This window comes from Embleya sp. NPDC059237 (assembly GCF_042754105.1).
Taxonomy (GTDB): domain Bacteria; phylum Actinomycetota; class Actinomycetes; order Streptomycetales; family Streptomycetaceae; genus Embleya.
The window spans coordinates 1-20,992 of record NZ_JBHZAE010000002.1; the positions used below are offsets into that span (position 1 = coordinate 1).

17 protein-coding genes are annotated in these 20,992 nt (G+C 71.8%); 10 read left to right on the forward strand and 7 right to left on the reverse strand.

Features of this window, described 5'->3' with window-relative positions; genetic code table 11:
- Positions 1–106: 106 nt before the first annotated feature.
- The 4 genes from ACFXKZ_RS07080 to ACFXKZ_RS07095 all read right to left on the reverse strand — a co-directional run bounded on the left by ACFXKZ_RS07080 (position 107) and on the right by ACFXKZ_RS07095 (position 3,676).
- On the reverse strand, positions 107–577 hold the full coding sequence (locus tag ACFXKZ_RS07080) for a group III truncated hemoglobin (protein ID WP_379997347.1): 471 nt from the start codon (positions 575–577) through the stop codon (positions 107–109).
- Positions 578–777: 200 nt separating this feature from the next.
- The gene (locus ACFXKZ_RS07085; RefSeq protein ID WP_379998653.1) at positions 778–2,571 is read right to left on the reverse strand and encodes a glycosyl hydrolase family 18 protein; all 1,794 of its coding nucleotides are present in this window, start codon (positions 2,569–2,571) and stop codon (positions 778–780) included.
- A gap of 309 nt (positions 2,572–2,880) precedes the next feature.
- Positions 2,881–3,501 carry a hypothetical protein gene (locus ACFXKZ_RS07090; RefSeq protein WP_379997349.1) on the reverse strand — a complete coding sequence of 207 codons (621 nt, stop codon included), beginning with the start codon at positions 3,499–3,501 and terminating at the stop codon, positions 2,881–2,883.
- Positions 3,502–3,547: 46 nt separating this feature from the next.
- A complete protein-coding gene (locus ACFXKZ_RS07095) occupies positions 3,548–3,676 on the reverse strand; it encodes a hypothetical protein (RefSeq protein WP_379997351.1) in 129 nt (42 codons plus the stop codon).
- A gap of 376 nt (positions 3,677–4,052) precedes the next feature.
- On the opposite strand from ACFXKZ_RS07095, the gene ACFXKZ_RS07100 reads away from it, so the two are divergent.
- From ACFXKZ_RS07100 to ACFXKZ_RS07130, 7 genes are all read left to right on the forward strand, one after another.
- Positions 4,053–5,033, forward strand: coding sequence for an NAD(P)/FAD-dependent oxidoreductase (locus ACFXKZ_RS07100; RefSeq protein ID WP_379997353.1), 981 nt, complete (start codon positions 4,053–4,055; stop codon positions 5,031–5,033).
- Between the two features lie 615 nt (positions 5,034–5,648).
- A complete protein-coding gene (locus ACFXKZ_RS07105) occupies positions 5,649–7,301 on the forward strand; it encodes an ABC transporter substrate-binding protein (RefSeq protein WP_379997355.1) in 1,653 nt (550 codons plus the stop codon).
- Complete coding sequence (locus tag ACFXKZ_RS07110) at positions 7,301–8,233, forward strand: ABC transporter permease (RefSeq protein ID WP_379997357.1); 933 nt, start codon at positions 7,301–7,303, stop codon at positions 8,231–8,233. The genes ACFXKZ_RS07105 and ACFXKZ_RS07110 overlap by 1 nt, the downstream gene beginning before the upstream one ends.
- Positions 8,230–9,096, forward strand: a complete 867-nt coding sequence (locus ACFXKZ_RS07115) for an ABC transporter permease (protein WP_379997359.1) — start codon at positions 8,230–8,232, stop codon at positions 9,094–9,096. Before ACFXKZ_RS07110 ends, ACFXKZ_RS07115 begins: the two co-directional genes overlap by 4 nt.
- The gene (locus tag ACFXKZ_RS07120; protein ID WP_379997361.1) at positions 9,093–10,886 is read left to right on the forward strand and encodes a dipeptide ABC transporter ATP-binding protein; all 1,794 of its coding nucleotides are present in this window, start codon (positions 9,093–9,095) and stop codon (positions 10,884–10,886) included. Before ACFXKZ_RS07115 ends, ACFXKZ_RS07120 begins: the two co-directional genes overlap by 4 nt.
- Positions 10,883–11,971: an LLM class flavin-dependent oxidoreductase gene (locus ACFXKZ_RS07125; protein ID WP_379997363.1), complete on the forward strand. Its 1,089-nt coding sequence runs from the start codon at positions 10,883–10,885 to the stop codon at positions 11,969–11,971. Before ACFXKZ_RS07120 ends, ACFXKZ_RS07125 begins: the two co-directional genes overlap by 4 nt.
- A gap of 278 nt (positions 11,972–12,249) precedes the next feature.
- The gene (locus ACFXKZ_RS07130; protein ID WP_379997365.1) at positions 12,250–13,194 is read left to right on the forward strand and encodes a glutathione S-transferase C-terminal domain-containing protein; all 945 of its coding nucleotides are present in this window, start codon (positions 12,250–12,252) and stop codon (positions 13,192–13,194) included.
- A 39-nt stretch (positions 13,195–13,233) separates the two neighbouring features.
- Here the strand turns inward: ACFXKZ_RS07130 and ACFXKZ_RS07135 are convergent, their stop codons facing one another.
- From ACFXKZ_RS07135 to ssuE, 3 genes are all read right to left on the reverse strand, one after another.
- Positions 13,234–14,628, reverse strand: coding sequence for an NtaA/DmoA family FMN-dependent monooxygenase (locus tag ACFXKZ_RS07135; protein WP_379997367.1), 1,395 nt, complete (start codon positions 14,626–14,628; stop codon positions 13,234–13,236).
- Positions 14,629–14,639: 11 nt separating this feature from the next.
- Positions 14,640–15,767: an LLM class flavin-dependent oxidoreductase gene (locus ACFXKZ_RS07140; RefSeq protein WP_379997369.1), complete on the reverse strand. Its 1,128-nt coding sequence runs from the start codon at positions 15,765–15,767 to the stop codon at positions 14,640–14,642.
- Between the two features lie 70 nt (positions 15,768–15,837).
- The gene (ssuE, locus tag ACFXKZ_RS07145; protein ID WP_379997371.1) at positions 15,838–16,371 is read right to left on the reverse strand and encodes an NADPH-dependent FMN reductase; all 534 of its coding nucleotides are present in this window, start codon (positions 16,369–16,371) and stop codon (positions 15,838–15,840) included.
- Between the two features lie 900 nt (positions 16,372–17,271).
- On the opposite strand from ssuE, the gene ACFXKZ_RS07150 reads away from it, so the two are divergent.
- From ACFXKZ_RS07150 to ACFXKZ_RS07160, 3 genes are all read left to right on the forward strand, one after another.
- Positions 17,272–17,580, forward strand: coding sequence for a hypothetical protein (locus ACFXKZ_RS07150; protein ID WP_379997373.1), 309 nt, complete (start codon positions 17,272–17,274; stop codon positions 17,578–17,580).
- Positions 17,581–17,889: 309 nt separating this feature from the next.
- Entirely contained in the window at positions 17,890–19,860 is a 1,971-nt protein-coding gene (locus tag ACFXKZ_RS07155) for an FAD/NAD(P)-binding protein (RefSeq protein ID WP_379997375.1), read from the forward strand.
- The gene (locus tag ACFXKZ_RS07160) at positions 19,857–20,756 is read left to right on the forward strand and encodes a glutathione S-transferase C-terminal domain-containing protein (protein WP_379997377.1); all 900 of its coding nucleotides are present in this window, start codon (positions 19,857–19,859) and stop codon (positions 20,754–20,756) included. Before ACFXKZ_RS07155 ends, ACFXKZ_RS07160 begins: the two co-directional genes overlap by 4 nt.
- Positions 20,757–20,992: the final 236 nt, after the last annotated feature.

A 20,992-nucleotide genomic window follows, 5' to 3' on the forward strand; every position in this document is an offset into this window, starting at 1 on the left:
GCACACCACTCGAAGCTCTGCGCGACCACGACGGACTCGGACTCGCGGCATAGAAGGACAGCAAACAAGGCGTCCGGAAAACGCGGGGCCCCTCAGGCGGTTGTGCTCATGTGTTGGGGTGGCGTAGGTGGAGGGTGGTCAGCGGGATGAAGCCGGGCTGGGGGTGTTCGGCCGGGGGGTTGGGGGTGGGTAGGTGGCGGAGCATGGATCGGGCTATTCGGTCGGCTTGGGATTTTGCTCGTTCTGCTCGGGTGCCTGTGTGGGCGCCGTCCACCGCTGCGTGCCATAGCTGGAGCCAGCGGCCGAAGTGGTGAGCCGTGAGGGGGGCTTTCTCGTGGAGGGTGCGGTGGATGGCTAGCGGGTCGCCTCGGTAGTCGGCGCCGCGTAGCAGGGCGCGGTCCCAGAAGTCGGTGATTCGTGGGAGGTGGGTCTCGAGGTTGGTGCCCGCGATCTCGGTGAAGTGGGCGCCGATGACCGGGTCGGCGAAGGCGGCCTCGTAGAAACGGCGCAGGAGGGTTTCCAGGTCGGCGCGGGTCTGGATGTCCGGGCGGGGCGTGCCGAGGGGTGCGGGTTTCACGCTGCCAGCGTAGGTGGACGGGCCGCGCGGGCGAGGTCCTGGGACCTCGCCCGCGCGGTTTGTGCCGAACCCGTCGTCCGCGCCGGTGGACGACGGGCCCGCCTTGGGGGTGTCGTGACCGGGCACCCCGGTGGGCCCGGTCACGACCGTGCGGTCACGAAGCGGTGAAGGCGGCCGCGTTCGTGGCCGCGCCTTCGGGGCTAGCCCAGGCCGTTGTGGATCGCGGCCGCGAGTTCGCCGTTGGTGGTGTCACCGCTGAACTCCCAGAAGAACGCGCCGCGCAGGTTCTGCGCCTTGGCCCAGTGCATCTTGGAAGCGACGGTGGCCGGGGTGTCGTAGCTCCACCAGTTGCTGCCGCACTTGGCGTAGGCGGTGCCGGCCACGAGGCCGGTGGTGGGGCAGCTGCTCTTGAGCACCTTGTAGTCCTCGATGCCGGCCTCGTAGGTGCCCGGGGCGGCGCCGGTGGCGGTGCCGCCGGGCGTGTCCTGGGTGACGCCGGTCCAGCCGCGGCCGTAGAAGCCGATGCCGAGGAGGAGCTTGTTCGCCGGTACGCCCTTGGTCTTGAGCTTGGCGATGGCGTCCGAGGAGTTGAAGCCGTCCTTGGGGATGCCGGTGTACGAGGTCAGCGGCGAGTGGGGGGCGGTGGGGCCCTTGGCGTCCCAGGCGCCGAAGAAGTCGTACGTCATCACGTTGTACCAGTCGACGGACGCAGAGGCGCCGCCGTAGTCGGCCGCGTCGATCTTGCCGGCCGAGGAGGCGTCGGCGGTGATCGCCGCGGTGACCAGGTTGTTGGCACCGAACTTGGCGCGGGTGGCCGCGAGCAGCGTCTTGATCGACGCGGCGCCGCTGGTGTCGCAGGTCAGGCCGCACGCGTTGGGGTATTCCCAGTCGAGGTCGATGCCGTCGAACACGTCGGCCCAGCGCGGGTCCTCGACCAGGTTGTAGCAGGACTCGGCGAACGCGGCGGGGTTGGCCGCGGCCTGGCCGAAGCCGCCGGACCAGGTCCAGCCGCCGAAGGACCACAGGACCTTGATGTTGGGGTACTTGGCCTTGAGCTGGCGCAGTTGGTTGAAGTTGCCGCGCAACGGCTGCTCCCAGTTGTCGGCGACTCCGCTGACGCTTTGATCGGCCGTGAACGCCTTGTCGTAGTCGGCGTAGGAGTCGCCGATGGTGCACTTGCCGCCCTGGACGTTGCCGAAGGCGTAGTTGATGTGGGTGATCTTGGCGGCCGAGCCGGACGTGACGATGTTCTTCACGTTGTAGTTGCGGCCGTAGATGCCCCAGTTGGTGAAGTAGCCGAGCTTGACCGCGTTGCCACCGCCGCCGGGGTTGCCGCCGCCGGTGGTGTGCACGGTGACCGGGGAACTGGCCGGGCCGGTCTGGTCGGCGTTGTCGCGGGCGACGACGGTGTAGGTGTAGTCGGTGCCCGCGGCGAGGCCGCCGTCGGTGTAGGTGGTCGTGGCGACGGTGGCGACCTTGGTGCCGCCGCGCAGCACGTCGTAGTTCTTGACGCCGTGGTCGTCGGTGGCCGCGGTCCAGGTGAGCGTGGCGCCGTTGTCGCCGACGTTGCTCGCCACGGGCGTTCCGGGTGCCGATGGCGGGTTGTCGCCGGGGTTCGTGGGTCCCCCGTCGCAGGAGGCGCCGTTGATCTTGCAGCCCGTGGGGTTGCCGGGACCGGTGCCGTTGAAGCCGAAGGTCACCGAGGCGCCGGGGGCGACGGTGCCGTTCCAGCCGACGTTCTTGGCGCTGTAGTGGTCGCCGGTGCGCGTGACGGTGGCGTCCCAGGACGAGCCGACGGCGGTGCCGGCGGGGAAGTCCCATTCCAGGGTCCACGAGCTGATCGCGGCGGTGCCGGTGTTCTTGACGGTCCAGCTTCCGCCGAAGCCGGAGCCCCAGTCGGAGGTCTTGACGAACGTTGCGGTGGTGCCGGCGGCCTGTGCGGGGGACGCGAGGCCGACCATCGCCGCGAGGGGAAGCAGCAGGGCGCTCATCATGGCGACGAGAGTGCGTCGGGACAAGGTGGTGCGTTGTTTGGTTCCTGTGCTCAAGGGTGCTCCTCGAGTGGGGCCAGACATGCGGGGACGTGCACCAGCCGGTGGGGAAACGATTCGACCACCACCCCACCGGGGTTCCCGTGAGCGTAGGAAAGGTCTGGACCAGAGGTCAATGGTCTGTACCAAAATGGTCTGGACCAACCACCGCGGCCGGCGCCGAAAACGCCGCACGCGGGCCCCGAAGGACCCGCGTGAGCTGGGGTTTCGACGAACTTTCCGGAATTTTCTGGCAGTTGCTCCGGTACGAAGTCAGCGACGGGCCGGTGCGTACGGCGCGCCGGGAGCCGGCGCGGTGCCGTCCACGGCGGCCCGCCAGCGGTCGTGCAGCCACATCTGGGTGCGCCGTCGGGCGGCCCGCTCGTCCCACTGCACGTCGCGCTCGTAGGTGAGCACGGACAGGTCCCCCGCGAGCACCGCCCACGTGTAGAGCCCGTTGATGTGACGCGCGTTGACCCTCATTCCGCTCACCGAACCCGCCCGACCGGAGGCGGTGGCGATGGTCTCGTCGTGCTGGGCGACCCACTGCACGGTCAGCCCCTCGGCGTGCAGCGGATCGACGTGGTGCCAAAACGCCTCGGCGGCGGCGTGCGCCTCCTCGGTGCCGGGCAGCGGCCCCGGGCGCGGGCCGTCCAGCCGGGTCCAGCCCAGCAGCGTGCCGTCGGCGCGGTCGACCACCACGCTGGCGTGCGCGCCGCCGGGGCGCGGATCACCGGCGGGTTGGTGGCGCAGGACCACGACGGGGCGCTCGTCGTGCCACGCGTAGTCGAGCGCGGTGAGTATCCACGTGCGGGGTATCGACAGTCGGCACTTCGCCAGCAGAGCGGCGACGGCGGTGGTGACGTCGGAGTCCCTGCCGGGGAACAGGGTCATGGTGCGTCCTCGCGGTCGTGCGGGATTCGAACGGGCTCGAAGCGGATCAGGTCGGTGCGGCCGCCTCGCCGCTGGGGCGCGGCGCCGCGAACTCGCGTACCGGATCGGGACCGAGCCGCCGGCAGGCGACCTCGATCACGCCGCGGTGCGCGGGCGCCGCCAGTTTGCCGCACACACGTTCGCCTTCGCCCGTGAGGGTGAGTCGACCGGGCGCGGCACGGGCGGGCGGTGCGGTCGCGAGGCTAACCCGGGGCGGGCCGTGGCGCCGAGGCCGGGCGCGACCGTGGTCCGCGCCCATCGCGATCGGCGCCGAAGGGCCGATCGTCGCGGCGGCGCGCAGGAGAACTCCATGGACGGGACCCTAACGATCGGCGAGCCGGATGAGAACAAGTTCCACGGTTTCCATACGCTCACGTATGGACTTTTGCCCACCGTTGGGCTACCTCGCGTGCGGTTGGTGCTTCCGTTCGTGTGACGCGGGGCACGAACTCGGGGAAGGCCATGTGTCCTTGGGCTAGTGTCCGGGCAACCCCGCTCGGGAAGGAGCGCGTGTGTCCACCACCGTCGACACCGATCTGCTCGTCGTCGGCGCGGGCCCGACGGGCCTGTACGCCGCCTACTACGCGGGATTTCGGGGCCTGCGCACCGCGCTCGTCGACTCGCTGCCCGAACCCGGCGGGCAGATCTCCGCGATGTACCCGGAGAAGATGATCTACGACGTCGCGGGCTTCCCCGCGATCAAGGGCCAGGACTTGGTCGACGCGCTGGTCGAACAGGCCGCCCCGTTCGAGCCGAACTACCTCCTCGGGCACCGCGCCGAGCAGTTGGCGCAGGACGAGGAGGGCGTCACGATCACCTGCGCGAGCGGCCTGGTGGTGCGCACCAAGGTGGTGTTGATCAGCGGCGGCATCGGTACCTTCAGCCCGCGCCCGCTGCCGGCGGCCGACGCGTTCACCGGCGAGGGTGTGCGCTACTTCGTGCCGCGCCTGGCCGATCTGGCCGGACTCGACGTGTTGATCGTGGGCGGCGGCGACTCGGCGTTCGACTGGGCGACCAGCCTGGAGCCGATCGCCAAGTCGATCACCCTGGTCCACCGGCGGGACAAGTTCCGTGCGCACGAGCACACCGTGCGGCGGGTGTTGGCCTCCACCACCGAGGTGATCACCTCCGCCGAGGTCACCGCGCTGCACGGCAACGGGCAGGTGCGGGCGGCGGATGTGGTCGGCAAGCTCGACGGCGCGGTACGCACGCTGCCGGTCCAGGCGGTGGTGGCCGCGCTCGGCTTCGTCGCGGACCTGGGCCCGATGACCCACTGGGGCCTGGAGCAGCGCAAGCGGCACATCGTGGTGAACCAGGCGATGCGCACCAACCTGGAGCGGGTGTTCGCCGCAGGCGACATCGTCGACTACGACGGCAAGGTCAAGCTGATCGCCACCGGCTTCGGCGAGGCGGCCACCGCGGTCAACAACGCGATGACCGTGATCGACCCCTCGGCGCACGTCTTCCCGGGCCACTCCTCCGACGTCCCGTAGGTCGCCGTCGGGCCGCGCCGGCGACCGCACGGTCGACCGCGCCGGTCGGCCCACCGGCGTCGGCGATATCGCCGGCGCCGGGCCTGCGGGTATTGCCGCCCGATGCGGGTTTTCGTACCCCCGCCACCGAAAAGCGGAATTACCACTTGTTGTCGCCACTACGGACTCGATAGGCTCTCGCCGGTACGGATATCGATCCATTGTTGTCGAAGGACGTCATGACGCTCGTGGTGCCGGTCACCGCCTCCACCCCCGGGGTCTCCTCGCGGCGTGTCGAGGCCGTCGCGCCCCTCGGCGCGGCCGTGCACCGCCCACGAACTCCCCTGTGCACGCGCAGGCATGTCGATTTCGGCCGGGTCCACAGCTCGGCCTGTCGAGCCCGCTGACCGCCGCGGACCGGACTGCTCCGCCGCCGGACCCCCTCGTCGATCCCGCCGATCCCGGTGATCGCGAGGCGTCCGCCCGCCGTTCCACATTCCTCCCCTCGATTCGCCGCGTCCCGCGCCGGCCCGATTTCCGTCGGGTTTCACCCGCCGCGCGCGCGTGAATCGATGGATATCCCCTGCCCGAAATCACGCGCGCCGCCGCGTGAATTCGTCCTGCCCGGAGATATACATGCGCCTTTCGCGATTCGCCGCCGACCCCGCCTCCGCCGCCTTCCGAAGACTGCGCCGCGCCGCCGGCTCCGGCGCCGCCGCGACCGCCGCCCTGGCCCTGGTCGCCGCCTGCAACGGCGCCGGCGGCCCGGCGGCGAGTTCCGCCGAGGTCGGCCCGCCGAAGGCCGGCGGCACGCTCACCTTCGCGCTGGCCGCCGACCCCGTGTGCCTGGACCCGCAGCAGTTCGGCACCAACGCGAGCCTGAACGTGGGCCGCCAACTCGTCGACTCGCTGACCGACCAGGACGGGCGTACCGGCGAGATCAAGCCGTGGCTGGCCACCTCGTGGGAGGTGAACCCGCAGGCCACCGCGTTCACCTTCCACCTGCGCCCGGGGGTGACCTTCGCCGACGGCGCCCCGCTGGACGGCGCGGCGGTCAAGGCCAACCTGGACGCGGTGCTCGCGCTGGGCGCCAAGGCGACCGTGGCGAGCAGCTACCTCGCCGGTTACCGGGGCACCACGGTGCTCGACCCGACCACCGTGCGGATCGAATTCGCCGCGCCCAGCGCCCAGTTCCTCCAGGCCACCTCGACCATGTCGCTGGGCCTGCTCTCCCCCGCCACCCTCGCCAAGACCCCCGAACAGCGCTGCCAGGGCGACCTGGTCGGCTCGGGCCCGTTCACGCTGCGCTCGTACAAGCCGAACCAGAGCGTGGAGTTGGCCAAGCGCGCCGGGTACGGCTGGGGCTCGTCCCTGTTCGCCCACCCGGGCGAGGCGTACCTGGATCGGCTGGTGTTCAAGATCGTGCCCGAGTCCGGGGTGCGCGCCGGCAGCCTGGAGTCCGGTCAGGTGGACGCGATCAGCGACGTACAGCCGCAGGACGAGGCCCGCTTCGCCGCCGGCTACACCGTGTTGACCCGGCCCAACCCGGGCGTGGTATTCGTCCTCCAGGCCAACGTCTCACGCCCGATCCTGGGCGAGGACGCGGTCCGGCGGGCCATCGCCAAGGCGGTGGACCGGCCCGAGGTGGCGCAGACCGTACTCACCCCGAAGTACAAGGCGGCCACCTCGCCGCTGGCCTCGGTCACGCCCGGCTACGTCGACCTGTCCGCGCAGCTGGGATACGACCCCGAGGGAGCGAAGCGGCTCCTGGAGGAGGCCGGTTGGCGGGCCGGCTCGGACGGCGTCCGGGTCAAGGACGGGCGCCGGCTGAGCGTGGATGTGATCTTCGCGCCGCTGTTCAACGCCAGCCAGTCCGTCCTGGAGCTGGTCCAGCAGCAGTTGCGCCGGGTCGGGGTGGACCTGCGGCTGCGCAAGTTGGCCGCCGGTGAGCAGAACCAGGTGCAAAACGCGGGCGACTACGACTTCGCCTACTACAACGTCACCCGCTCCGACCCGGACATCCTGCGCACCCTGTTCGGCACCAGGACGGTGAACCGGCTTCGGATCCCCTCCGGCGATCTGGACACCGTGCTCGACGACCAGGCGCAAAACCTCGACCCGGCGCAGCGCTTCGCGAAGGTCGCCGAGGCGCAGCGCATCGTCACCGATCGGGCCTATGTGGTGCCGCTGTTCGAGCTGGCGCAGGTGCACGGGCTCGGTCCGAAGGTGCACGGGCTGACCTTCGAGGCGTCCTCGCGCCTGCAGTTCCACGACACGTGGGTGGGCTGATGCGCGGATATCTGCTGCGCCGGCTGCTGCAGGCGGTGGTGGTGTTGTGGGCGGCGTTCACCGTCTCGTTCGTGGTGTTGTATCTGCTGCCCGGGGATTCGTTGTCGATCAAGCTGGGCGGCCTGGAGGGCACCGCGACACAGGCGCAGGTCGACGCGGTGCGCGCCGAGTACGGCCTGGACGATCCGCTGTATGTGCAGTACGCGCACGCCCTGGGTGACGCGCTGGGCGGGGATCTGGGGCGGTCGGCGCAGACGGGGGCGCCGGTGGTGCGCACGATCACCGACGCGCTGCCGCAGACGTTGGCGCTGACCGGGTGCGCGATGGTGTTGGCGGTGCTCGGTGGTGGGGCGGTGGCGCTGGCGGCCACGTTCACCCGGGTGCGGGCGCTGCGTCAGGTGTTGTTGTCGTTGCCCGCGATCGGGATCTCGATGCCGGGCTTTTGGGTGGGTCTGCTGTTGGTCCAGGTGGTGTCGTTCCAGTGGGGGCTGCTGCCGGCGATGGGCAACGAGGGATTCGAGAGCCTGGTGCTGCCGGCGATCACGATGGCGCTGCCGGCGGGCGCGATGATCGCGCAGGTGTTGGCGAAGAGCCTGAGCACCGCGTTGGCCGAGCCGTATGTGGAGACCGCGCGGGCCAAGGGGGCGGGCCGGGTGCGGATCCATCTGCGGCACGCGCTGCGCAACGCGTCGTTGCCGGCGCTGACGCTGGCGGCGGTGGTGGCGGGGAATCTGCTGATGGAGTCGGTGGTGGTGGAGACGGTGTTCTCCCGGGCCGGGGTGGGCCGGTTGACGGCGGCGGCGGTGGACACCCAGGACCTGGCCGTGGTTCAGGGCGTGGTGTTGCTGGCGGCGGCGGTGTTCGTGGTGGTCGCGCTGGTGGTGGATCTGCTGTATCCGCTGCTGGATCCGCGGGTGGGGAGGACGGCGTGACGACGGCGACCGGATTCGGCGCGCGGGTGGGGCCCGCGGCGCGTGGGCATGCGTGGTTCGTGGTGCGCCGGCCCGGGTTGTTGCTCTCGCTGGTGGTGCTGGCGCTGGTGTTGCTCGCGGCGCTGGTCCCGACGCTGCTCGCGGACGGGGATCCCCTGGTGGGTACGCCGCGCGAGCGGTTGCAGGGGCCGAGCGCGGCGCACCTGTTCGGTACCGATCAACTCGGGCGGGACCTGTTCACCCGGGTCGTGCACGGCAGTTCGCTCTCGCTGCGGGCGACGGTGGTCGCGGTGGCGGTGGCCCTGGTGGTGGGCGGCGGGCTCGGTCTGGTGGCCGGGTTCGTCGGCGGGTGGTTGGACGCGGTGTTGATGCGCACGGTGGACGTGGTGCAGGCGATTCCGCGGCTGTTGTTGTCGCTGGCGCTGGTGAGCGCGCTGGGTTTCGGCACCACGAAGGTGGCGATCGCGGTGGGGGTGGCCAGTGTCGCGTCCTTCGCCCGGGTGATGCGCGCCGAGGTGTTGCGGGTGCGTTCGTCGGTGTATGTGGAGGCGGCGCGGGCGAGCGGGGTGCGGTCGGGGGCGATCCTGGCGCGGCATGTGTTGCCGAACGCGTCCGGGCCGGTGTTCGTGCTGGCCGCGTTGGAGTTCGGGGTGGCGATCCTGTCCGTGTCGGCGCTGAGTTTCCTGGGGTTCGGCGCGCCGCCGCCGACGCCGGAGTGGGGCGTGTTGATCGCCGACGGGCGCGGGTTCGTGGCCACGGCGTGGTGGTTGACCACATTTCCCGGGCTGGTGATCGCGGCGACGGTGTTGTCGGCGAACCGCGTCTCGCGGGCCCTGGACGGAGAGCGGAGGCGGGAGCGATGAGCGGCGGCTTGGTGCGCGGTGGGCGGGCTCGGCGGGTGGAGGGGGCGGTGGCGGGCGTCCCGGGAGAAGCGGGGGTGGCGGGTGCGCTCGGTGCGTCCGGGGCGCCGGGTGCGCTCGGTGCGGTGGGCGCGTCGGCTGTGGCTGCGCCCGAGGCGCCGTTGCTGGACGTTCGCGGGTTGCGGGTGTCGTATCGCACCTCGCATGGGTCGGTGGACGCGGTGACGGCCGCCGATGTGAGCGTGTTGCCGGGTGAAGTGGTGGCGGTGGTCGGCGAGTCGGGGTCGGGCAAGAGCACCACGGCACACGCGATCGTGGGGTTGCTGCCGGCGGGCGGACGGGTCGGCGCGGGGCGGGTGTTGTTCGAGGATCGGGACCTGCTGGGGCTGCGCGAGCGGGATCTGCGTGCGGTGCGCGGCCGTTCGATCGGGCTGATCCCGCAGGACCCGATGGTTTCGCTCAATCCGGTGCGGCGGATCGGCGACCAGGTCGCCGAGGCGCTGATCGTGCACGGGTTGGCGAGCGGGAAGGAGGCCGCCGAGCGGGCGGTGGCGGCGCTCGACGAAGCCGGCCTGCCCGAACCGGCGTTGCGGGCCAGGCAGTTCCCGCACGAGTTGTCCGGGGGCATGTGCCAGCGGGTGTTGATCGCCATCGCGCTGGCGTGCCGGCCGAAGCTGGTGATCGCCGACGAGCCGACCAGTGCGCTCGATGTCACCGTGCAGCGGCGCATCCTGGACCACATCGAGGAGCTGACCCACGCGCACGGCACCGCGATGTTGTTGATCACGCACGATCTGGGGGTGGCGGCCGACCGGGCCCGGCGGGTGGTGGTGATGTCGCGCGGCGAGGTGGTCGAGCAGGGACCGGCGGAGCGGGTCCTGACCGATCCGGAACACCCGTACACCCGGGGGTTGATCGCCGCCGCGCCCAGTTTGACCCGGCGGCGGGCCCGGCCGCGTCCGGTCCGCGATCCGGTGCCGCGGACCGAGCCGCTGTTGACCGTGACCGCACTGGTCAAGGAGTTCGCGCTGCCGAGGACCAAGGAGGGGCCGCGCACGGTGCGCGCGGTGGACGACGTCTCGTTCACCGTGCGGCGCGGTGAGACGTTCGCGCTGGTCGGCGAGTCGGGTTCGGGCAAGTCGACCACGGTGCGGATGATCCTGGGCCTGGAGACGCCCACCGAGGGCCGTGTGCTGATCGAGGGCCGGGACGTCACCCGGCCCGGGCGCGGCGAGGCACGGGCGCTGCGCCGGCGTATGCAGTTGGTGTATCAGAACCCGTACGCGTCGCTGGATCCGCGCTTCACCGTGTCCGAGATCGTCGAGGAGCCGTTGCGCGCCTATCGGGTCGGCACCCGGGCGGAGCAGCGGGCCCGGGCGGCGGCGCTGATCGATCAGGTGGCGCTGCCGGCGGACGTGTTGCGCCGCAAACCGGCGGAGTTGTCGGGGGGACAGCGGCAACGGGTGGCGATCGCCCGGGCGTTGGCGCTGGAGCCGGATCTGGTGGTGTGCGACGAGCCGGTGTCCGCGCTGGACGTGTCCGTTCAGGCGCAGATCCTGGATCTGCTCGCCCGGCTCCGGGAGGAGTTGGGGGTGAGCTATCTGTTCATTTCGCACGATCTGGCCGTGGTGCGGCAGATCGCCGACCGGGTGGGTGTGCTGCGCGCGGGTCGGCTGGTCGAGAAGGGCACCTGCGAGCAGGTGTTGGCGGCGCCGACCCATCCGTATACGCGCGAGTTGATCGCGGCCATTCCGGGGCGGCGGCGCCCGCGACCGCTGGGGGCGGTGTCATGAAGTTCGCGGTGTTCACCCTGGGCGCCAACGCGCCGCATCCGCTCACCGGCGAACAGGCGCCGGCGCACGCGCGGTTGCGGGAGTTGGTGGAGAGCGCGGCGCTGGCGGAGGAGTTGGGGTTCGACGCGTTCGGGGTGGGTGAGCGGCACGGCGAGCCGTTCCTGTCCTCGGCGCCGCCGGTGATCCTGGCGGCGGTGGCGCAACGCACGTCGCGGATCCGGCTGTTGACCACGCTGACGGTGATCAGTGTGCTGGATCCGGTGCGGGTGGCCGAGGACTACGCGACGGTCGACCAGTTGTCCGAGGGCCGGCTGGATCTGATGGTCGGCAAGGGCAACGACCCTCGGCACTTTCCGCTGTTCGGCCTCGACGAGGCGGATCAGTGGGAGTTGCAGGAGGAGAAGTTCGAGTTGTTGCGGCGGTTGTGGAGCGAGGAGAACGTGACGTGGTCGGGGCGCTTTCGTACCCCCCTGCACGAGGTCACCACCCAGCCGCGCCCGTTCCCGCGTGCGGAGGGGCGGGCGCCGGTGATCTGGCACGGCAGCGCGACCAGCCGGGCGTCCACGGAGTTGGCCGCGAAGTGGGGGGATCCTCTGTTCACCGCGAACGGGTTCCATCCGATGGCCAAGTACGCGGATCTGATCGACCACTATCGCGAGCGCTGGGCGGCGTACGGGCGTGATCCGGCGGACGCGGTGGTCGGTTCGGGTGCGGGCGGCTGCTATGTGGCGCCGACCTCGCAGGAGGCGTTGGCGCGATATCGGCCGTACTACGACGCGTTCGCGAAGTCGGCGGCGGCGCAGCACAACCGTTCGCCGTTCACGTCGCTGGAGGACAACGTCGCCAACGGCCCCGCGCTGGTGGGCAGTCCGGCGCAGATCGTGGACAAGATCGGTCGCTACCACGCCGCGTACGGACATCAGGTGCAGGCGATCGGGACTGAGGGGCTGGATCGGACGGAACGGCGGGCGGTGTTGGAGCTGTTCGCGGACGAGGTGGCGCCGCAGTTGCGTCGTGCGTTGCCCTCGCGGGTGTGGGAGGGGGCGGGATCGGCGGGTTCGGGAATCGGTGCCGGGGATCGGTGAAGGCCCTTGCGGGGGCGGTCCACAGCGCGAATAATCCGAGCCATGGACGGCTGCGTGTGTCACGCGGGCCCCCGCCCGGTTCTGCCGAGGGCGCGGGTCCTGATCGCCGTTCACCTGTTGATCCGCCGCCACATCGACTTCCTGCGCGTGTGCAGCGCGAGTTGTCGCGCGGTCTGAGTTTCACGCCACCGGTCCGCCCGGATTTCGGGGTGGGGCCGCGCCGTGCCGTGCCGTCTCGACCGTTGCCACACTCAACGACCCGCGCGAGGGAGACCCGTATGTCCACGACATCCCCGAAGGCCGCCGGACCGATCGACTTCCGCACCCACGGGCGCTACCGTGCCCGCCACTCCGGGTCGCCGCTGCCGGGCCTGGAGACGATCCGCCCGCCGATGCAGCGCTTCCGCGGCCGGATCGGCGCCGGGTTCCGCGCCGAGCCGTACCGCTTCCACCTGTATCTGTGCCTGGCCTGCCCGAAGTCGCTGCGGGTGGCGATCACCCGGGATCTGAAGGGCCTGGGCGACGTGGTGGGCACGTCGCTGGTGGACCCGGTCCGCGACGGGCGCGGCTGGGCGTTTCGCGACGGGGACGGCCACGGCCTCGACCCGGTCGGCGGGTTCGCGTTCCTGCGCGAGGCATACGAGGCGACGGAGTACCACTACGACGGGCCGGTGAGCGTGCCGGTGTTGTGGGACCGGTGGAGCGGACGCATCGTCAGCAACCACGCGCCGCACGTGCTGCGCGACCTGGCCACCGCGTTCGGGGGCGGGCCGGATCTGTATCCGGCCGATCGGCGCGAGGAACTGTGCGCGCTGGACACCCTGTTCGAGGAGGACGTCACCGACGCGGCGCAGCGGGCCGGGCGGGCGCCGGCCGGTTCGCGGCGGGCGGAGGCGATGGACACCGTGCTGGCCACCCTGGCGGTGGCCGAACGGCGCCTCGCGGTGCGGCCGTTCCTGCTGGGCGATCGGCTGACCTCGGCGGACGTACACCTGTGGGTCACCCTCGTGCACCTGGACGCGGTGCACAAGCGGCACTTGGACGCCGCGGACGTGCACCGGCTCGCGGCGCACCCGCATCTGTGGGCGTACGCAAGGCGGTTGAACCTGATCCCGGCGTTCCGCGACAACCTGCGTCTGGACCACATCGCCCGAAACCACCGGAGCCACTGTCGTGGCCCGGCGGCTTCGGGGGTCTCGATCGCGCTCAACGACTGGAGCTGAGTCGGCGGGGCGGTGGGGGCCTCGGTTTCGGGCCGGGGCTCACACCGCCACGTCGTCGTGGCGGTGGGTGCCGGCCGCCGGGCCGGGGGCGGGCAGGTTCAGGTGTTCGCGCAGGGTGGTGCCCTCGTATTCGGCGCGGAAGACGCCGCGCTCCTGGAGGATGGGCACCACCTGGTCGACGAAGTCGTCGAGGCCGGTCGGGGTCAGGTGTGGTACGAGGATGAAGCCGTCGCTCGCGCCGTCGCGCACGTGCACCTCCATCCGGTCCGCGATGTGCTCGGCGGTGCCGATGAACGTCTGGTGCGCGGCCACCTCGATCACCACCTCGCGCAGGCTCAAGCCGCCCTTGGCCGCCGCGAGTTCGCGCCAGGCGCGGGCGGTCTCCAGCGGGTCGGTGCCGGAGCGGACCCGGCCGCGGCTGATCGAGGCGGCGTCGGCGACGGGGTCGAAGTCCGGGAGCGGCCCGTCGGGGTCCAGGTCGGACAGGTCGCGGCCCCAGACCTGTTCGGCGCTGTGGATCGCGTTGCGTGGGCTGACCTGTTGCCGGCGGATCCAGGCGGCCTTTTCCTGTGCCTCCTCGGTGGTGGCGCCGACGACGGCGGTCACCGCGGGCAGGATTCTGATCTCGTCGGGGCCGCGCCCGTGTCGGGCGGCGCGGCCCTTCATGTCGGCGTAGAAGGCGCGTCCGGCGTCGTAGTGGCCGTGCCGGGAGAAGATCACGTCGGCGTACGCGGCGCCGAACTCGCGGCCGTCCTCGGAGTCGCCGGCCTGGATCAGCACCGGCCTGCCCTGCGGGCCGCGCGGCACGGTGAATCGGCCCTCGATGCCGAAGTGCCGTCCGTGGTGCGCGAATCGGCCCGCGTCGGGGGTGGCGAACGTGCCCGTGTCGCGGTCTGCGAGGAGTGCGTCGGGGGCCCAGCTGTCCCACAGGGTGCGGGTGGCCTCGACGAACTCGGCGGCGCGTTCGTAGCGTTCCTCGCGGGGCAGGAAGCCGCCCCGGCGGAAGTTCTCCCCCGTCCAGGCGTCGGGCGAGGTGACCACGTTCCAGGCGGCGCGGCCGGCGCTGAGGTGGTCGAGCGAGGCGATCCTGCGGGCCAGTTCGTACGGCTCGTTGTAGGTGGCGGTGGCGGTCGCGGCCAGGCCGATCCGGTCGGTGACCGCGGCCAGGCCCGCCAGTACGGTGAGCGCGTCGGGGCGTCCGGCGACGTCGAGTTCGAGGATGCGGCCCTGGTGTTCGCGCAGCCGCTGGCCCTCGGCGAGGAAGAAGAAGTCGAATCGGCCGCGTTCGGCGGTGCGGGCGAGGTGTTCGAACGAGTCGAAGTCGATCTGGCTGCCCGAGTGCGGGTCGCTCCACACGGTGGTGCTGTTCACGCCCGGGAAGTGCGCGGCGAGGTGGATGCGCGTGCGGTGGCGGGGGTGCTGGGAGTGGGGCATGCGTACCCTCCTCAGGTGTGGGCGTAGCGGTTGGCCGGGCGCGGCAGGTCCAGGTGGCCGCGCAGGGTGTCGGCGGTGTAGGCGGTGCGGGCGAGGCCGTGCTCGCGCAGGATCGGCACCAGGTCCTCGACGATGCGGTCCAGGTCGTACGGCAGCACGCCGGGGAGGAGGGTGAAGCCGTCGACGGCGTTGCCCGTGTACCAGGCGGCGATGCGGTCGGCGAGGGCGGCGGCGGTGCCGACGAAGGCGAGTCCGTCGGGCACGGGGACGTCCGAGCGCGCGTCCAGCAGGGCGCGTTGCCGGCGGGCCTGGGGTTCGCTTTCGGCCAGGTGCACGGTGATGTCGGCGAGTACGCGCAGTTCGGCGGGGTCGCGGTCGTTGCCCTCGGCGATCGCGTGGGCACGTTCGCGCAACCGTCGGGCCTCGTCCGGGCCGGAGGCGTCGACGAACAGCACGTCGGCGAACCGGGCCGCGATCTCCAGCGTGTCCGGGCCGTCGACGGTGATCCCGATCACCGGCCGGCCCTGGGGCGGGCGGGGGGTGATGGAGGGGCCGCGGACGTCGAAGTAGGTGCCCTCGAAGTCGACGTAGTGCAACTTCTCCCGGTCCAGGAAACGGCTGGTGGCCACGTCGCGGATGATCGCGTCGTCCTCCCAGCTGTCCCACAGCCGGCCGACGACGTCGGTGAACTCGCCCTGCTCGTCGGTGAGTTCGCCGTCGGGGGCGACGGGTTTGCGGCCGAAGTGGCGGGCCTCGGCGGCGGTGCGCGAGGCCTTGGGCCACCACCCGGCCCGGCCGCGGCTGACGTGGTCGAGGGTGGCGATCGCGGTGGAGACGTGGAACGGCTCGGTGTGGGTGGTGGTGGCGGCCGGGATCAGGCCGATCGACGCGGTCGTCGGCGCCACGCGGGCGGCCACGGAGACCGCGTCGAGCCGGCCGGGAAGGCGGGCCGACGGTGGGCCGAGCGAGTCGTCGAGGCGGATGAAGTCGAGCAGGCCGCGTTCGGCGGTGCGGGCGAGCGCGACCCAGTAATTCGGGTCGAACAGGTCGGCGGGGCGGGCGTGCGGCGAGCGCCACGCGGCGGGGTGGCGGCCCGCGCCGTCGAGGGCGACGCCGAGGTGGGGGTGGCCGGTGGTCATGCGAACTCCCTGGGGTGAGGGGTGGATCGGACCGGGCCGGTCGGCGGGGCGGGGCGCCGAGCGGCGCGGATCAGGCGACGGCGGCGGGGCGGCGCAGCCGGGCGGAGAACGCGTCGGCGAGTTCCTCCAGCGGCGCCACGCCCTCGGCTTCGATCCCACCGGCGGCGGTGACGAAACGTTCGTGTACGAACCAGCCCTGGGCGACGTGGTCGGCGCCGAGCGAGGTCAACACCGGGCGCAGCGCGTAGTCGAGGGCCAGCACGTGTGCGGGGGTGCCGCCGGTGAGGACCGGAAGGATCTCCTTGCCGCGCAGCGCGAATTGCGGAAGCACGTCGAGGAACGTCTTGAGAACGCCGCTGTAGGCGGCCTTGTAGACGGGGCTGGCGATGACGAGGGCGTCGGCGGCGGCGACCCGGGCGAGGGCCGCGCGCAGGTCGGGGTCGGCGAAGTCGGCGTACAGGAGGGCCTGGGCGGGCAGGTCGCGCACGGCGAGGGTGGACACGTCGTGCCCGTCGGCGGCCAGCCGGGCGGCGACGTGGCGGGCGACGGCGCCGGTGCGGGAGGTCGCGGAGGGGCTGCCCCATACGGTCAGGACGGTTGCCATGGGATTACCTCGGTTCGGGTGGTTCTGGGGTGGGGGGTGCGGGTGGGGCGCCGGGCCGGGGGCACCGGGTTGTGCGGCGCCGGGGTGGGGCGTGCCGGGGTGGGGGCGGGGGGTGCGCGGTGCGGGTGCGCGGCGGGTGGTCGGGCCGTGGGCGGCCGTCCGTACCCGGGTGGCGACTCGTGCGCCATATCCGTCCGGCGCCGGGGCGTTCGCCGCCGATCGGCCGCTGAAGCGGGGCCGTGGCGGGTCTACGGGTCTACCCGTGTGCCTCGACGGCGCGCCGGGCGTGGCGACGGTGGTGTGCGACGAGTCGATCGGGTGCGCCGATCCGGGACGATCGGGCGCCGGCCGCGCGGCCTCGGCCGCGTGCGCGTACCCCTGCTGCGGTCAGCGACAACAGGCGGCGCTGGTGACGCGCCCGAGGTCGATGTGGAGGCGGGCGGACAGCAGCCAACCGGCGGCGGACCTGACCGCCCCGTCGCTGCGTCGCGCGTGGTGCGCCACCGGGATCCCCTCGCTGAGCCGTGGCGGAATGCCACGGCGAGATGGTCCGGAACCTAACCCGCCGGGCGGTGCTCGGTCAATTGTCCGAAGCCGGCCGCGGTGGTCGGCGTCGGGCATGCGTCGGGTGGCCGGGCGGTGTCGGTGGGGTGCGGACTCGGCGGCTGCCGTAGCGTGGACCGGGCGTCTGCCGGGCTGCGGACTCGGGTGCTGCCGGGCTGCGGCCCACCTCGGGCGTGGCCATATCGGGGGGCGCCATAGGTGAAAGGTTCGCTCCGTGGACAGGGAAAGATGCTCCGCCTCGGAGCACATCACGCTCACCCTCGGCCGGAAGACGGAGTTGGCGTCGGGCCGGTTCGGTGGACCGAGGTCGTCCGGGATTCGCTGTACGGGATCGTCGTGACGGTGCTGGTCGCGCTGGGGATCTTCGTGCTGTTCAATCCGCTGCCCGCCGGTGGCTTCCTGGGCCTGGTGCTGCTCCTGGAAATCATGGCGCTCGTCTGGCGCCTCGGGTCGGGGCACAGGTTCGGATGCGCCGCCAAGTTGGCGACACTGACCATGTTCCGCGTCTACGACTACGTGTTCCAGGCGCTCGAACTCACCTTGCCGGCAGGCGACTTCCTGCTCTCCGGGAGCGCGGCGACCAGGCGTTCACGGTCGTTCGGCGTTGACAACTCGTCGGACGGCTCCGTAGCGTCGACGTCGTGAGCCCCGACCTCTTCCTCGTGTCGTGCCGCCCCATCGACCTGTGTCGTGTGGCCGGCGGGCTGTGTCGTCCGCGCGGCTGACCTCGCCGCCGCGCTCCTCGGTATGACCGTGCGCCGCCGTTCGCGGTGCCGCCCCGAGGACTCCTGAGCTCCCGCCCGGGTTGCGCACCCGGCCTTGTGGCGCAAGGCCCCTCTCACCCGATTCCCGCCGGATTCCCACCCGATCGAACCGCCGCCACGTGGCGTCCCGTCGTCCGGACGCCGGCGCGCCGGTTCGTGTACTCCTGCTGTGCCCCACGAGGGGAGAGCCATGCCCGACCATCCGTCCGGCCGCCTCCGCCCCGTCGCCGTCTGCATCGTCGGCGCCGGTCCGGGCGGCGCGTCCGTGCTCGAACGCCTGTTGGCCAACGTGCCCGAACTCCTCGGCGACCGCCCGCTGCACATACACGTCGTCGACCCCTACCCACCGGGTGCGGGTCGGGTGTGGCGGCGGGCCCAGTCGCCGCTGCTGTGGGCGAATTCGTTGGCCGCCGACATCACCCTGTTCACCGACGAGGCATCCACGATCGAGGGGCCGATCCGGCCGGGACCCTCGCTGGCCGAGTGGGCCGCGGACCGCGCCCGGGAGTTGGACGAGGGTCGCGGTTCCGACGAACTGGCGCCGTTTGCAGTCGAGTTGGCTGCCTGCACGCCGACGTCGTTTCCGTCCCGGCCGTTGCTGAGCGCCTACCTGGCCTGGTTCTTTCGGGCATCGGTGGCGGGGGCGCCGGCGAACGTACGGGTGTTGGTGCACCAGACGGTGGTGGTGGACGTCACCGACGGACCGCGTCGCCAGCGGGTGCACCTGGCCGGGCGCAGGCCACCGCTCCAGGTGGACGCGGTGATAATGGCCCAGGGTCATCTGGACGTCGAACCCTCGCCGGACGAGCGCGAGCAAATCAGGTTCGCCCGCCGGCACGGGCTTGCCTACATCCCGACGGGCTACACCGCCGACCTCGACCTGGACGCGCTGCGCCCCGGCGAGCCGGTACTGGTGCGCGGGATCGGGTTGGCGTTCGTCGATCTGATGGTGCGGCTCAGCCACGGACGCGGCGGTGCGTTCGAGCGCGACGCGGAGGGTGTGTTGCACTACCGGCCGTCGGGGCGTGAGCCGCTGTTGCTGGCGGCGTCGCGGCGCGGGGTGCCGTACCGGTCCAAGACCGGCTATGCCTGGTCGGGCGAACGGCCGCCGCTCCCCCGGCACTTCACCGTGGCGGCGGCGCGGGAGGCGACGGACCTGTGGCCGTTGATCCTCCGGGAGTTGGCCGGCGCGCACTACCACCGACTGTTCACCGCGCACCGCGAGCGCACCACGATGGACTGGGCCGAGTTCGACGCGGAGTTCGAGGCGGCCGAGGATCCGGACGAGGTGGTCGCGCGCGCGGTGCCGGATCCGGCCGACCGGTTCGACCCGGAGCGGTTGGATCGGCCGGTACAGGGACGTCGGTTCGCCGACGAAGGCACGTTGCAGGACTGGATGTTCACGCACATCGAGGGCGACTTGGCCCGCCGGCACGATTCCGGGTACAGCCAGGATCTGGCGGTGATACACGCGTTGTTGAGCGTGTACGGGGTGCTGCTGCGGCTCCAGGACGGGGGCGAGGGCGGTGCCCAGTCTTTGGCGCAACTGCCAAGGCTGCTCGGCTTTTTCAGCTATCTGGCCAGTGGTCCACCGGGGCCGCGTCTGGAGGAGATGTTGGCGTTGGCCCGGGCCGGCGTGGTGCGTTTCCTGGGCGAGGATGTGACGATCACCGCCGACGAGGAGGCGGGTGGGTGGTGGGCGTCGAGCCCGACCGTGCCGACGGCGCGGGTGCGGACCCGGGCGCTGGTGGAGGCCCGGTTGCCCGAGCCCTCGCTCGCCCGCACCCGGGACGCGCTGCTGCGCCGGCTGGCCGCGCGCGGCGACGCGTCGGCGGATCCGAGCGGGCGACTGGCGACCCGGGCCGGCGACCGCAGGTTGGTCGACGCGCGGGGCGCGGTACACCCGGACCGGTTCGCGGTGGGGCACGGCGTGGCAGGCGGTGCCGGGAGCGCGGGGTTCTCCCGGCCGCGCTTCGACGCACCGTCGTTCCGGGTCAACGATGCCTTGGCCCGGAACGTATTGGATCATGTACGGACCGTCGATCCGACGGCGGAGCGGGCGGTCGACGGCGCCGCCGACCGGACCGGGGCCCGGACCGGGAGGCGACCCGGTGCGCCGAGCGGCGATCGGTTGGAACTCGTGACAGGAGCAAGTCAGTGACCACACAACTCGGTTATGCGAGTCCCGTCGACGTCGACCGCTACGGACCGTACAGCGCGACGAACCCGGAGTATCCGTTCGTCGGTGCGATCGGTGATGCCGAGTTCCCGGCGGAGGCCGGGCGATATCACGTGTACCTGGCGCATGGTTGCCCATGGGCGCACATCGTCGCGATCGTACGACATGCGCGCGGTCTCACCGGGATCGTCGGCGCGTCGTACGTGGACGAGGAACGCGACGCCCGGGGCTGGGCGTTCCGGGAGCGGTTCGGCCCGGATCCGGTGAACGGGTTCACCCTGCTGCGGGAGGCGTACGAGGCGACCGTGCCCGGGTACGCGGGGCACATCTCGGTGCCGACGTTGTGGGATCGCGAGACGCAGCGGATCGTGTCCAACGCCTACGACGTGATCCCGAACGATCTCGCCGTCGCCTTCCCGGAATTGGTCGGCGAGCAGGCCGCGGACCTGTATCCGGAGGATCTGCGCGAAGCGATCGACATCACCGATACCGACTTCGCCACCGCCGCGCGCAAGGGCGGGCTGTGGACGTCGGAGGAGGGCGAGACGATCCACACCCTGGAGCGCTCGGACGCGCATCTGGCCGACAAGCGCTACCTGTTCGGGGATCGGCTGACCATCTCGGACATCCGGTTCTGGGTGAAGCTGGTGCGCTTCACCGAGACGTACCGGGCGGCGATCGCCGAGGACGGACGCACGCTGGTGGACTACCCCCACCTGTGGGGATACGCGCGTGACCTGTACAGCCGGCCGGAGTTCCGGGAGACCACGGATCTCGCGGTGCTGGCGGAGAGCCGGCGGCGGCGATTCCCCGAGTCGCCGGAGTCGCCGACCGCCGCGCAGTGGGCGTCGGCGCACGATCGGGCCGCGTTGGGGTGAGCCGGACGGTGAACCGGACGGTGCGTCGAATGGTACGTCGAACTCGCGGAGTTCGTGGAGTTCGTCGAGTTCACGGAGTTCGTGGAATTCACGGAGTTTGTGGAATTCACGGAGTTCGTGGGGTTCGCCGGGCCGGCTTCGGTCGGGTCGGTGTCGGTCCTGTGGGATCTGCGCACGTCGGGACGCGTGCGTGACGGGGATCCCGAGGTGCGGGACCGGTTCGAGGATGCGTCGCC